Source organism: Streptomyces lincolnensis, assembly GCF_001685355.1.
Taxonomy (GTDB): domain Bacteria; phylum Actinomycetota; class Actinomycetes; order Streptomycetales; family Streptomycetaceae; genus Streptomyces; species Streptomyces lincolnensis.
Window position 1 is genome coordinate 8,894,032 of record NZ_CP016438.1, and the last position, 12,873, is coordinate 8,906,904.

The 12,873-nt window shown below is 69.7% G+C and carries 12 protein-coding genes; 7 read left to right on the top strand and 5 right to left on the bottom strand.

Features of this window, described 5'->3' with window-relative positions; genetic code table 11:
- Positions 1 to 16: 16 nt before the first annotated feature.
- The gene (locus tag SLINC_RS39220) at positions 17 to 1,441 is read right to left on the bottom strand and encodes an amidase (protein WP_067443182.1); all 1,425 of its coding nucleotides are present in this window, start codon (positions 1,439 to 1,441) and stop codon (positions 17 to 19) included.
- A 238-nt stretch (positions 1,442 to 1,679) separates the two neighbouring features.
- Here SLINC_RS39220 and SLINC_RS39225 point away from each other — a divergent pair, with 238 nt between their 5' ends.
- Both SLINC_RS39225 and SLINC_RS39230 read left to right on the top strand, forming a co-directional pair.
- The gene (locus tag SLINC_RS39225; protein WP_067443183.1) at positions 1,680 to 3,068 is read left to right on the top strand and encodes a glycoside hydrolase family 43 protein; all 1,389 of its coding nucleotides are present in this window, start codon (positions 1,680 to 1,682) and stop codon (positions 3,066 to 3,068) included.
- A gap of 279 nt (positions 3,069 to 3,347) precedes the next feature.
- The gene (locus tag SLINC_RS39230) at positions 3,348 to 4,226 is read left to right on the top strand and encodes an alpha/beta fold hydrolase (protein ID WP_067443184.1); all 879 of its coding nucleotides are present in this window, start codon (positions 3,348 to 3,350) and stop codon (positions 4,224 to 4,226) included.
- A 227-nt stretch (positions 4,227 to 4,453) separates the two neighbouring features.
- On the opposite strand, the gene SLINC_RS39235 is transcribed toward SLINC_RS39230, so the two are convergent.
- The gene (locus SLINC_RS39235) at positions 4,454 to 5,245 is read right to left on the bottom strand and encodes an IclR family transcriptional regulator (RefSeq protein WP_079164941.1); all 792 of its coding nucleotides are present in this window, start codon (positions 5,243 to 5,245) and stop codon (positions 4,454 to 4,456) included.
- Positions 5,246 to 5,364: 119 nt separating this feature from the next.
- Here SLINC_RS39235 and SLINC_RS39240 point away from each other — a divergent pair, with 119 nt between their 5' ends.
- Genes SLINC_RS39240 through SLINC_RS39260 form a run of 5 tightly spaced genes read left to right on the top strand, consistent with a single transcriptional unit; the run spans position 5,365 to position 9,733 of the window.
- Positions 5,365 to 6,318, top strand: a complete 954-nt coding sequence (locus SLINC_RS39240; protein ID WP_067443186.1) for a 5-dehydro-4-deoxyglucarate dehydratase — start codon at positions 5,365 to 5,367, stop codon at positions 6,316 to 6,318.
- A 47-nt stretch (positions 6,319 to 6,365) separates the two neighbouring features.
- Entirely contained in the window at positions 6,366 to 6,632 is a 267-nt protein-coding gene (locus tag SLINC_RS50540; protein WP_152039049.1) for a hypothetical protein, read from the top strand.
- Positions 6,629 to 7,663, top strand: coding sequence for a tripartite tricarboxylate transporter substrate binding protein (locus tag SLINC_RS39250; RefSeq protein ID WP_079164942.1), 1,035 nt, complete (start codon positions 6,629 to 6,631; stop codon positions 7,661 to 7,663). Before SLINC_RS50540 ends, SLINC_RS39250 begins: the two co-directional genes overlap by 4 nt.
- A gap of 3 nt (positions 7,664 to 7,666) precedes the next feature.
- Positions 7,667 to 8,104, top strand: coding sequence for a tripartite tricarboxylate transporter TctB family protein (locus tag SLINC_RS39255; protein ID WP_079164943.1), 438 nt, complete (start codon positions 7,667 to 7,669; stop codon positions 8,102 to 8,104).
- Positions 8,105 to 8,128: 24 nt separating this feature from the next.
- Complete coding sequence (locus SLINC_RS39260; RefSeq protein WP_067443190.1) at positions 8,129 to 9,733, top strand: tripartite tricarboxylate transporter permease; 1,605 nt, start codon at positions 8,129 to 8,131, stop codon at positions 9,731 to 9,733.
- 244 nt (positions 9,734 to 9,977) lie between these two features.
- Here the strand turns inward: SLINC_RS39260 and SLINC_RS39265 are convergent, their stop codons facing one another.
- The 3 genes from SLINC_RS39265 to SLINC_RS39275 form a co-directional block, all read right to left on the bottom strand.
- Complete coding sequence (locus SLINC_RS39265; protein WP_067443191.1) at positions 9,978 to 10,964, bottom strand: nuclear transport factor 2 family protein; 987 nt, start codon at positions 10,962 to 10,964, stop codon at positions 9,978 to 9,980.
- 92 nt (positions 10,965 to 11,056) lie between these two features.
- The gene (locus tag SLINC_RS39270; RefSeq protein ID WP_067443192.1) at positions 11,057 to 11,764 is read right to left on the bottom strand and encodes a YceI family protein; all 708 of its coding nucleotides are present in this window, start codon (positions 11,762 to 11,764) and stop codon (positions 11,057 to 11,059) included.
- Positions 11,765 to 11,889: 125 nt separating this feature from the next.
- A complete protein-coding gene (locus SLINC_RS39275; protein WP_067443193.1) occupies positions 11,890 to 12,855 on the bottom strand; it encodes an SDR family NAD(P)-dependent oxidoreductase in 966 nt (321 codons plus the stop codon).
- Between the last annotated feature and the right edge of the window lie 18 nt (positions 12,856 to 12,873).

A 12,873-nucleotide genomic window follows, 5' to 3' on the forward strand; every position in this document is an offset into this window, starting at 1 on the left:
TACGGGGCGAACCCCGTCACGCGGCCGGGGATTCAGTGATCACCTCTTCCGGCGGCCACGCCTCGTGCCAGCGCAGCTTCGCCTCCAACTGCGCGGCCAGGGAGAGCAGCAGCGGCTCGCTGTTCGCGGGTCCCAGCAACTGCGCGCCGACCGGCAGACCGCCCGGGGCGAAACCCGCGGGGACGTTGACCCCGGGCCAGCCCAGCACGTTCCACGGCCAGGCGTACGGACACGCGGCGATCATCGCCCGGTCGGTGGCCAGTCCGCCCAGGCCCAGCATCGAGCCGATGCGCGGCGGGGGAGCGGCGGTCGTCGGCGCCAGGACGACGTCGTACGACGTGAAGAACCCTCCGATACGACGGTGCAGGACCGCTTCGGCGCGCCGCGCCGCCCGCAGCGGTGGACCGCCGAGCAGTCCGCCCAGTCGGGCGGCGTCCCGGGTGCGGCGGTCCAAGAGGGCCGGGAAGGGGGCCTCGCGGACCCGTTCGGCGAGGCCGACGGTGGCGCGGGGGATGAAGGTGAGCCCGATCTGGCCGTAGGGCGGATCGGCCGCTACGACGGTGTGCCCCAACTCGGCGAGCGTCTCGCCGAGTTGGACGATCCTGTCCCGCACCTCGGGCCGGAGCCGGGCGGGCAGGGCGGTGAAGGGGGGCTTCAGGGCCAGGGCGATCCGCAGCCGGCCGGGCTCGCGACCGGCCGCCGTCAGGGCGTCGATGGCCGGCGGCCGGTGCGGGTCCCGTTCGTGGTTGCCGCTCGCCGCGTCGAGGAGGAGGGCCGCGTCGGCGACCGTACGGGCGAGGGTGCCGTTGACCGTGATGCCCTGGAAGGACTCGCCGCGCGGCCAGGTGGAGATGCGGCCGCGCTGCGGCTTGATGCCGATCAGATGGGTCCAGGAGGCCGGGATGCGTACCGATCCGGCGCCGTCCGAACCGAGGGCGGCGGGTACCAGGCCGGCGGCGACGGCGGCGGCCGAGCCCCCGGACGACCCGCCGGGCGTGTGCTCCGGGCTCCACGGATTGCGGGTCGCGCCGAAGGCGGGCCCCTCGGTGAACGGCCACTGCCCGAACTCGCAGGTGTTGGTCTTGCCGACGATCACGGCCCCGGCCGCCCGCAGCCGGCGCACCGCCTCCCCGTCCTCGGCGACCGCCGGGAACTCGCCCCGGCAGCCGAAGGCCGTCGGCTCGCCCGCCACGTCCGTGTCGTCTTTGACGGCCAGGGGCACGCCGAGCAGGGGCCTGCGGATTCCGGCGGCCAGCTCCTTGTCCGCCGCGTCGGCCTCGGCGAGGGCGGCCTCGGCCCGAACAACCCTGAAAGCATTGAGAGTTGACTGGGTGTCATCGATCCTGGACAGCGCCTTCTCGACGAGCGCCCGGGAGGTGACGGCACCGTCGGCCAGTGCACGGGCGGTCTCCACCAGACCTGCGGAACGGTCGAGCGTCATTGCGGGACACCTCCGGAAGGACGTTGCCTACCGAACGGTAACGTCCGAAGGGGCCGCGGCGGAACGCCCCCGCCCGCAGCGATGGTTCGGCGCAGGCCACAGCGGTCTCACCGGGCTCGCCAGGTCATGCGCAAAGCATTGACGGGCCCGGACCCCAGCTCTACCTTCTGATCGACTTCCCGAACTTGGTTCGGTATTTCGGACGCAGAGCCGCGTCCTGTCCGAGGGAGAGCCGCCCGTGACCACACAACCCCCCACGCCGTCCCGCCGTACCCTGCTGCGTGCCATGGCGGTCCTGCCCGCCTCGGCGGTCCTGCTGGGCGAACTGCCGGGTCTGGCCGGTACGGCCCTCGCCGCCGCGCCGCCGAGCGGCTCCGCCACCCGCTACACCATCGTGCCGTTCCTCAACAGCAACGACGGCACCGTGAACGTCTACCAGTCCGACGACGCCACGGACTTCCGGCTCGCCAAGGCCTCCGCCTACACACCGCCCAGCAACAGAATCCGCGACGCGAGCATCTTCAAGCACACCAACGGCTCCTACTACATCACCTACACGACCCACACCTGGCAGGACGTCAGCACCACCATCGGCTTCGCCCGCAGCACCGACCGCGTCAACTGGACGTTCCTGTACGACTACACGGTCCCCATCGCCAACCTGTCCCGCGCCTGGGCGCCGGAGTGGTTCGTCGACAGCGACGGCAGCGTGAACGTCATCGTGTCCTGCTCGACCACCAACAACGAGTGGAACTTCACCCCGTACCTGCTGAAGGCGACGAACACCGCGCTGACGTCCTGGAGTTCGCCGGTGGCGCTGTCCGGCATCGGGGCGAACCACATCGACACGTTCATCGTGAAGATAGGCTCGACCTACCACGCCTTCACCAAGAACGAGACGACGAAGTACATCGAGTACGCGACCGCCTCGAACCTCACCGGCCCCTACACGATCTCCCGGACCGGCGACTGGGCCGGCTGGGGCAGCTACCGCGAGGGCCCGGCGCTGGTGCAGCTCGACAACGGCGGCTGGCGGATCTTCTTCGACGGCTACGGCGACGGCACCTACTACTACAGCGACAGCTACAACAGCTTCTCGACGTGGTCCGCCCCGGCCGCGCTGCCCGCCGTCTCCGGTACGGCCCGCCACTTCACGGTGATCAAGGAGACGGTGTCGGGAGGCCCGGCCCTGGCGAAGAACGTCACTCGTTCCTTCCGCTCGGCCAACTTCACCACCCGCTACTGGCAGGTCCAGTCCTCCCTCCTCAACCTGCCGGTGGTCAGCAGCTCCAGCACCACCGCCACGAAGCAGGCCGCCACCTTCACCGTCGTCCCCGGCCTCGCCGACGCGGGCGGCTACTCCTTCCGCGACGCCTCCGGCAACTACCTCCGCCACTGGGACTTCCGCGCCCGCTTCGACCCCAACGACGGCACGTCCACCTTCGCCAGGGACGCCACGTTCATCGCCCGCACGGGCGCGGCCTCCGGCTCGCTCCGCTTCGAGTCGTACAACTTCCCCGGGTACTACCTGCGCCACTACAACTACGAACTCCGCGTGGAACGCACGAACGGAACGGATCTGTTCCGGCAGGACAGTTCGTTTGTGCCGGTGGGGGCCTGGGTCTGAGCTGGGGATTTCCCGGGAGGACGGGGGCGGCCAACGGGACGGACGATCCCCTGCCGGAGCGGGCCAAGGTGCTCGACCAGGAGGCGACCTTCGGAGGCCGTGATGCCCCGCAGCTGATGGCGACCTCGGCCTTGCACTGGGAAACCGATCGGTTTACGATGGTGGAAACCGGTCGGTTTCTCGATGAATCCAAGGGCTGGTCCGTGGTCACGTCCCCTGCGGGCGGGCCCTAGCCGAATCACCCGTCCGCATCAGTTCACACAAAGGGGAGCCAGCGAGATGTCCAGCTCAGAGACACGTCCCACGATTCACATCCCGGGAACCACCAGCCACACCATCGCCCCGCGCGCAGGACACCGCAGCGGCGAGGGGACCCTGCGCTACCTCAGAGCGGGCACCGGCGCTCCCCTGGTCCTGCTGCACACCGTGCGCACCCAGGCCGAGCACTTCCGCTCCCTCATCCCGCTGATCGCGGACCGGTACACCGTGTATGCCCTCGACCTGCCGGGGATGGGCTACTCCGAGATCGTGCCCGGTGCGTCGTACGACGAGCCGGCCATGCGCGCGGGCGTCAAGCGGCTCCTGACCGAACTCGACCTCCACGACGTGACCCTGGTCGGGGAGTCCATGGGGGCGGTGCTCGCCCTGACCACCGCGGCCGATCTCCCGGAGCGGGTACGGCGCGTCGTCGCGGTGAACACGTACGACTTCCCCGGCGGGATCACCCGGTCCAGTCTTCTCGCCCGCGTGGTGGTCAGCGGTGTCCTCACTCCGGGAGTGGGCCCGGTGGTCGCCGGGGTGGAGCCCAAGCCCGTCGTCCGCAGGATCCTGCAGGGCGGGGTGGTCGACAAGACCGCGCTGCGGGAGGACTACCTCGACGAACTCCTCCAGGTGGGCGGCCGCCCCGGCTACTCGACCGTCGCCCGGGGCGTGTACCAGAGCATGCCCAGCCTCATCGCCGCCCGCTCGCGCTACCCCGAGGTCAAGGCCCCCGTCCACCTCGTCTACGGGGAGAAGGACTGGTCCCGGCCCTCGGACCGGGAAGCCAACAAGGAGCTGCTGCCGGCCGCCGGTTTCACGCAGGTGCCGGGAGCGGGCCACTTCATCGCCCTGGAACGGCCCGACCTGCTGGCCGACCTGCTCAACGCGGTGGCGTGACCGCCCCGAGAGCGCTGTAGGTCTTGGTCGTGGCACTGCCGGATCTCCAGCGGGGTGGGCAGTCCCAGGTCGGGTGCTTCTGCAGCTGCCGGCGGTTGCGGAAGGTCTCGATGACGCCGTTCCTGCTGGTCACGGGCGGTCCGGATGGATTGAAGCGGCGCCTTTTCGAGCTGGGGTGACGGCGATGTCGACCGGGGCGACTCGTGGTGTCCCGTCGGGCGGACGCCCTACGGCATCGTGTGGTCGATCGGCGCCATCCGCTCGATCGACAGCCGGGTGAGCCGCATGGCCTCGATGAGTTCCTCGGTCCTCGCGGGGTTGAGCCGGTCGATGGGGATCGAGCAGCTGATCGCGTCGATCGGGGGTGTGGTGAACCGGAGTGAGAATCCGTAGCAGACCACGCCGACGAAGTTCTCCTCGTTGTCGATGGCGTATCCGCGCTCGGCGGTGGCCCGCAGGTCCTTGACCAGAGCGTCGTGGTCGGCGTGGGTGTTCGGTGTGAGGGGCTTCAGCGTGTCGGGGACATGGTCGGCCAGGTCGGTGTCCAGCCGCTCGGCGAGCAGCGCCTTGCCCAGTGCCGTGCTGAAGGCCGGGAGCCGGCGGCCGACCCGGCTGAAGGGGCGGAGGTACTGGCTGGATTCGTGCGTCGCCAGATAGACGATGTCCGTGCGGTCCAGCCGCCCGTAATGGATGGTCTCGTCGAGCCTGGCGCTCAGATCGTTGATCAGCGGCTGGACGATGCGCAGATAAGGGTCCGCGTCCAGGTAGGTCGTCCCCGCGAGGAGGGCGCGGATGCCGACGCTGTAGAGCGTGCCGGAGGGATCGGTGCGGACCCAGCCGTGCTCCGTCAGGGTCCGCAGCAGAGCGTAGACGCTGCTGCGTGGAGCGCCGAGGGCCTCGCTGAGTTCTCGCAGCCGGGCGGGCCGGTTCTGCCGCGCGGCCAGGAGCTCGAGCAACTCCACCGTACGGGCTGCCGACTTCACGCCCCGTACGCCACCGACCGCCTCAGGCTCACTCATCGCCACCCCTTCCGAACGCACTCGAAGAATTCTTGCACCGATGCTTGACGGGTTATCAGCCATGTAGCCATGCTCTCCATCACGAGACAACTGTCTACATACGGAGACAGGTGACGCGCATGGAGACGACTCGGGATATCAAGCGCGACCGCGAGACGGCGGATCGGCTGCGCGAAGGGATGGCGCAGGGTGTCCTGTCCTTCCCGCTGACATCCTTCGACGCCGAAGGCGGCCTCGACCTCGACGGCTTCCGCACCCACCTGGCCGCGCAGCTCGCCGCCGGTCCGGGTGCCGTCTTCGTCGCCTGCGGAACCGGTGAGTTCTTCTCGCTGTCCGCCGAGGAGTACCACGCCGTCGTACGCACCGCCGTCGAGGTCGCGGCGGGACAGGTCCCGGTGGTGGCCGGCGTCGGGTACGGCTGGTCGCTCGGGCTGCAGTTCGCCCGGCTCGCGGAGGGGGCCGGCGCGGACGCAGGGCTGCTCATGCCGCATTACCTCATCTCCGCTCCGCAGCGCGGATATGTGGACCATGTCCGCGCGGTTGCGGGCGGCTCGTCCCTTCCCCTGATCGTCTACCAGCGCGGGCAGGTCAAGCTGAGCACCGCCGCGGTCAGGGAACTGGCCACGGTCGACGGCGTCGTCGGTCTCAAGGACGGGCACGGCGACCTCGACCAGATGCAGCGGCTGCGGCTGGTGGCGCCCGGCGACTGGCTGTTCTTCAACGGCGTGGCCACCGCCGAGATGCAGGTGCGGGCGTACGCGAGCATCGGCATCCCCGCCTACTCCTCGGCGGTCCACGCCTTCGCACCCGAGATCGCGGGAGCCTTCTACGCGGCGCACCGGGCCGGAGACCACCCAAGAATGGAACACCTGCTGAGGGAGTTCTACCTGCCCCTCGTCGAACTGCGCGACCAGGGCACGGGCTATGCGGTGTCCCTGGTCAAGGCGGCGGCCCGGCTCCGCGGAGCCCCGGTCGGCCCGGTGCGCGCGCCCCTGATGGAACCGGCCCCTGACCACCTGGGGCAGCTCGAGGCCCTCCTGCACACCGGCCTGGCGCTCGCGACGGGCAGGTGAGGAAGTGAGGGAACGTCGTGCTCAGCAGCGCGCCTCGCATCGTCAAGGTGACTGTCACCCCCGTCCTCATCAGTGACCCGCCGCGGCTCAACTTCCTTGGTGCGTATCAGCCGTACACACCCGGCGGCATCGTCGAGACAGAGACCTCCGACGGCGGCATCGGCATCGGTGAGACCTACGGCAGCCGCGACCACCCCGACGAGGAGATCGCGGCCGTCCACGCCCTGGCGCCAGCATCCCGACCGGACGCAGCCACCGCTCCCGCGGTGGTGACCCCGGCGGGCCAGAACCCCACGCGTGAAGGAGAACAATGATGTTCCAGGCTCGACTGCGCCCGGCCCGACCGCGTCAGGGCCGGCACCTCGCCGGCGCGGCTGTCTGCGTCGCCGCGCTGTTCACCCTCACCTCGTGCGGAGGGGTCCAGGGCGGCGGGGGCAGCGGCGAAGACGCCGAGAAATATCCCACCAAGACCGTGGAGTGGACCGCTCCTTCCGACCCGGGCGGCAGCACCGACCTGATATCGCGTGCCGCGGCCAAGGCGTTGGAGGACCCCCTGGGACAGTCCGTTGTGGTGGAGAACAAGGCCGGCGCCAACGGCGCCGTGGGTGGCAAGGAGATCCTGGGCCGCGAGCCCGACGGCTACAGCCTGGTCATGCTCTTCCAGTCGCTCATGTCGATCGGCCCGCACACCGTCGTCGACGATGACCCGATCAAGATGTCCGACATGGACGTCATCTCCGGGCTGACCGTGGAGGACTACGTCCTCGTCGTCCCGGCGCAGTCGGACATCGAGACCCTGGACGACCTGCTCGCGAAGAAGTCGGTCAAGTACGGCACCACAGGCGCCGGCACCGGCAGTGAGCTGGCCCAGGCCCTCCTCTTCGGCGACGCCGGCGTCAAGGCCGGCGGTATCCCGTTCGACGGCGGCGCGCCCACGGTGACCGCGCTGCTGGGCAGCCAGGTGGACGTCGGCGCCGTCCATGTGGCCGAGGCCGCTCCCCATCTCACGTCCGAAAAGCTGCGTCCACTGGCGGTCTTCGCCAAGGAGCGCATCGACTTCCTGCCCGACGTGCCCACCGCTGTCGAGTCCGGCCACGACGTCGTCGTGGACCAGCGCCGCTGGGTCGCCGGCCCGGCAGGACTGCCGGACAACGTCGTCTCCGAGCTGCGAGCGGCGCTGAAGAAGGCCTTCAAGGACCCGGAGTACGGCAAGTTCCTGGAGAACAACTACATCGGCCGCTGGGAGGCCTCGCCGGACGCCGTCGTCAAGCAGGTCGAGACCGCCAAGGTGCGCTACGGCGAGCTCATCGACAAGTTCGGTCTCGACCTGAAGAGCGAGGGCTGAGGCATGAGGACCCAGGCACGACTGGGGGCGCTGGTGCCGCTCGGCATCGGCGCCCTCGCCGCCCTGGCGGCCGTATCGATGGGACTGGGTTCGCCCGCTGACCCCGGCCCCGGGCTGTGGCCCCTGGTCGTGAGCCTAGCCATGGTGACGCTGTCCGCCTCGCTGCTCCTCAATCCCGGCGCGGACACCGAGCAGGAACCGTTCAGCAGGCAATCCGTCGTGGTGGCCCTGGGAGCTCTGTCGCTGGTCGCGTACACCCTGCTCATCGAGCAGGTGGGCTTCGAAGTCATGACGGTGCTCCTGCTGGTGCTGTGGATGCGCGGCTTCGGCCGGGACAGCTGGCGGCTCAGCCTGACCGTGGCGCTGGCCGCGTGTGCGGCGTCCTATCTGCTCTTCATCGTCGCGCTGGGCGTCTCGCTGCCTCATCTCGTCGCGTTCTGATCCCTCGACACCTGTGAGAACCCGATGGACTTCCTCACTCCCGCCCTGGACGGCTTCGGCGTGGTCTTCGAGCCGCAGAACCTGCTGTACTGCCTGATCGGGGTGACCCTCGGCATGCTGGTCGGCGTGCTGCCCGGCCTCGGCCCGGCCGCCACCATCGCCATCCTGCTGCCGGTCACCTACACCCTCGAACCGGCCTCGGCGATCATCCTGCTCGCCGGCATCTTCTACGGCGCCCAGTACGGCGGCACGGTCACCTCGGTGCTGCTCCGCCTGCCCGGAGAGGCCTCGACGGTGGTGACCGCCATCGACGGCCACGAGATGGCCCGTACGGGCCGCGCCGGATCCGCGCTCGGCATCGCCGCGATCGCCTCCTTCATCGGCGGCACCGTGGGCATCGTCGCACTGACCGTGGCGGCCCCGTTGGTGGCGGGCTGGGCTCTGGCCTTCGGCCCGCCGGAGTACGCCGCGCTCGCGCTGCTCGGCATCCTGATGATCTCCACCCTGAGCACCGGATCCCTGCGCCGCAGCCTCCTTGCGGGCAGCATCGGGCTGCTGCTCGCCACCGTGGGCCGCGACCCGCTCCTGGGCAGCGCCCGCTACACCTTCGGCAGCGACCAACTCGCCGACGGGCTCGACTTCGTCATCCTCGCCATGGGCCTGTTCGGCATCGGCGAGATCCTGCACAGCCTCGAACGCCTTCGCCAGGGCGCCCCGCCGAAGCCCCGCGTCGGCCGGGCCCGGCCCAGCCGGGCGGAGTTCCTGCAGTCCAGGTGGGCGATCGCCCGGGGGACGGTGGTGGGCTTCTTCCTCGGCATCCTTCCCGGCGGCGGCGCCACGATGGCCTCAATGGTCGCGTACACGGTCGAGAAACGCTCCTCCAGGACGCCCGAGCGGTTCGGCAAGGGCGCGATCGAGGGGGTCGCGGGCCCGGAAGCGGCCAACAACACCGCCGCCACCTCCTCGTTCATCCCGCTGCTCACCCTCGGCATCCCGGCCAACGCGACCATGGCCGTCATGTTCGGCGCCCTGCTGCTGGCGGGCGTGACCCCGGGCCCGCAGATGATCGACGAACATCCCGAGGTGTTCTGGGGCGTCATCGACTCCATGTACATCGGGAACCTGTTCCTGATCATCCTCAGCATGCCGCTGATCGGGCTGTTCGTCCGCGTGCTGCGCGTGAGGGCCAGCATCCTGGCGCCGGTGACCGTGCTCATCACCATGATCGGCGTCTACACGATCCGCTCCAGCATGTTCGACATGCTCGCCGTGGTCGTGCTCGGCGTCGTCGGCTACCTGATGAAGAAGGTCGGTCTGCCGCCCGGCCCGCTCGTCCTCGCCTTCGTGCTCGGCAACCTGCTGGAGACGGACTTCCGGCGCTCGATGCGGATGTTCGACGGCGACGTGACCGGCTTCCTGGGCCGCCCCGTCTCCGCCACGCTGCTCGCCTTCGTCGTCGTCTTCACGGTCGCCGTACCCCTCCTCAGCCTCCGCAAGAAGCTCCGGCGGCCCGCACCTCCCGACACCCCCGCGACCGTCCCCCACCCCGACACCACGCCCACCCCGGACCACCCCCGCACGGCGGCCGAACCCGGCGGCCACAGCGAGGAGCCACAGCATCCGGGCTGAGCCCTGGACCGGGCCCGGCTGCTGTAGGCCACCGGGTGGCCGCGGGCAGCGAGCCGCCGGCGCGCGACTACGAACAGCCCGAGCCGGCCCCGCCCGCGCCGCCACGACCCCCGCTGCGGGCACGGCAGGTGTGCGAGGCGATGGACCTGGAGATCGCGCCCAACAACGTCGACAACACCCGCCTGAAACTCAAGCGACTGGCCGAGCGCGGCATCCTGGTCGAGACCGAGCAGGGCTTGTCAGGTCAGAACATCGTGTTGTCGTTGGCGGAGGTGGCCGGGACGTCCTGTACGGCGTCCCAGTGCTCGATGATTTTGAGCTCGCCGTTCTTCTGCTTCTTGACCCGGAAGATGTCCACGACGGACTGACCGCGGTCCTCGGGGCTGAGGCGGTAGTGGGCGTGGACGGCGACGTAGTCCCTGTCGGCGATGACACGCTTGCGTTCCACGATCAGGTTCGGGAACTGGCGGAAGAAGTTGGTGAACTGCTCACGCAGGCCGGCCGAGCCGCTGGGGATGGTCGGGTTGTGCTGGTAGTACTCCGGCGCGAGGTACCTGACGGCGTCGGGGTTCTTGTCGACGAGGAGGGTGTCGAAGTAACTGGTGGCGATCTTCTCGCTGAGAGACGTGCTCCAGCGCGGGCCGCTGGGCTGGTTCGTGTGCGGGTTGCTGACCGTGCCGAACATGTCGTTGCCGTTGACGGTGGTCGCCGGCACGTCCTGGACCGTGTCCCAGTGCTCGGCGATCATGCCGCTCCTGGGGTCGAAGCGGAAGATGTCGACCACGGCCGTGCCACGGGTGCCGGGCTCGTAGACGGGGTTGGAGTGCACCAGGACCAGGTTGCCCTGGGCGAGGACCCGCTTCACGTTGTACTGGTGGTCCGGGAAGCGCGCGGTCCAGTCGCGGATGAAGTTCTTGATCGCTTCCCGGCCGTTGGGGGCGGCGGGGTTGTGCTGGATGTAGTCCTCGCTGATGTACCGGTCGGCGACCTTGAGGTTGCCCTCCTCGAAGAGCTGGCTGAGGACGTGGACGGCGACGCGCTTGTTGCGCTCCTGCGTGGCGGGGCTTGTGTACGGGGCGTCGAGGCCGAGGCCGCTGTAGGACGGCGCGGAGACGGAGACGGAGGCAGTGGCCGTGGCGGCGGGCGCGAAGCCGGCCACAGCTCCTACGGTCGCCGCAGCCAGGAGGGTGGCTATGGCTTTGCGGGGCAGTCGGCTGGTGCTGTTCGACATGGGGGGTTCTCCAATGATGTGCGGACGGCGGTGAACGCGTCGGCGGGTGTCTGGTGGGGGATCGGGAGTAAAGGCGAGGGCGCCGTGTGGGCTCAGGCGCGGTCGAAGGCGAGGAGGAACTCGATGTTTCCCTCGTCCTCCACCGTGATCCCGCCGAAGTCGGGTGCGTCGACGCCGTAGTCGGCGAAGGTGACCGGGATGGAGCCGTTGACCCGGAAGCCGTCGGCGGTGCGCTGGGCGTCGAGCTCGAAGGAGACCGGGTTGGTCTCACCGTGGACGGTCAGCTCGCCTGAGGCCTTGGCGCTGACCTGCTCGCCCACCGCCGGAGCAGAGCCGAAGTCGACGGGCTCGGTGAGCTCGAAGGTGGCCTCCGGGTACCGCTCGGTGTTCATGACCCGGCCGCGGAACTGGCCGTCGCGCTGGTCGGAGTCGCTCTTCACCGAAGCAAGGTCGACGGTGAAGGATCCGCTGACCGCCCGGTCGCCTTCGATCTCCAGCTCTCCGGTGACCTTTTCGGTACGGCCCACTGCCGTGACGTTCTGGCCGAAGAGGACTTCGTCGACCCGGTAACCGGCCTGCGAACCGCTGCCCACCCGCCAGGCACCCTCGACATCCTCCCCGGAACCCGAGGAACTACCGGAGGAGATCGAGCCCGACGGGTCGTCGAGCGAGAGGGCGGCCGGTGGCTTGTCCTGGACGTAGTTGATGTAGACGTAGGGGCCCGCCGTGCACAGCACGGCGACGGTGGCCACCCCGGCGATGAGCCAGCGCTTCCAGTGCCTGCGGATGCTGCCTGCCATGGTGTCTCCTATATGTTTTCGTCATTCAACTGAAGTTTCAAGTATTTGGTCGCGGGTCGCCCTGGGACGTGAGGGGTCGCTACGGGCGTGCGCGGGCTCAGCCGTGGGCGGCGAGCGGGATGGGGTCAGTCCAGGAGTCGCTCGGAGACCTGCCAGAGTCGCTCGGCCGCCTCCGGATCCAGGGCGTGCGGCGCGACCCCGGTGTTGGTGCCCGGCTGGTGCGGTGGCGCCTCGTTGCAGTCCTCGAAGTACCGGCCACTGATGCCGTCGAGCAAGGGTGAGGCGGCCAGCAGGACGGAGGTCGCGGCGCCCTGTTCGACCGATTTGAAGGACATCTCGGGCAGGGGCGTTCCTTCGCCGAGGACGGCTTGCAGGTGGGTCATGAACAGGCGCATCGAGGCGTCGTCCATGTAGCGCCCCAGGTTGGTCTGGATCCCTCCGGGCATCAGTGCGTTGGCCGTGATCCCGTCGGTGGCCCATCGCCGGCCGGCCTCGACCGCGAACAGTACGTTCGCGGTCTTGGACTGGCCGTACGCCAGCCACGGGTCGTAGGGCCGCTCGGTGAAGTGGAGGTCGTCGAAGACGACGGGTGAGAACAGGTGCCCGCTGGAACTCACCGACACCACCCGGGCACCGCCGGCCGCCGCGAGTGCCTCGTGCAGCCCGATGGTCAGGGCGAAGTGCCCCAGGTGGTTGGTGGCGAACTGCAACTCCCAGCCTTGGGGCGTGCGGCTCTCCGGGGCCGCCATGACCCCGGCGTTGTTGACGAGGATGTGCAGCGGGCCGTGCCAGGCGGCGGTGAACGCGCGGACGGACGCAGGATCGGCCAGGTCCAGGGCGGCGACCCGTACGCCTTCGGAGCCGGTGGTGGCCCGGATGTCCTTCGCGGTGCGATCGCCGGCAGCGGTGTCGCGTACGGCCAGCGTGACCTCCGCTCCGGCGCCGGCCAGCGCTCGGGCGGTCTCCACTCCGATGCCGGACGCCGCCCCGGTGACGACAGCGCGGCGGCCCGTGAGGTCGATGCCCGCGATGACGTCGGCAGCCGTGGACCGGCTGGTGAACGGACTGGTGATGCCTGTCCTCGTGGCCATTCTCGCCAATGCTCCCTG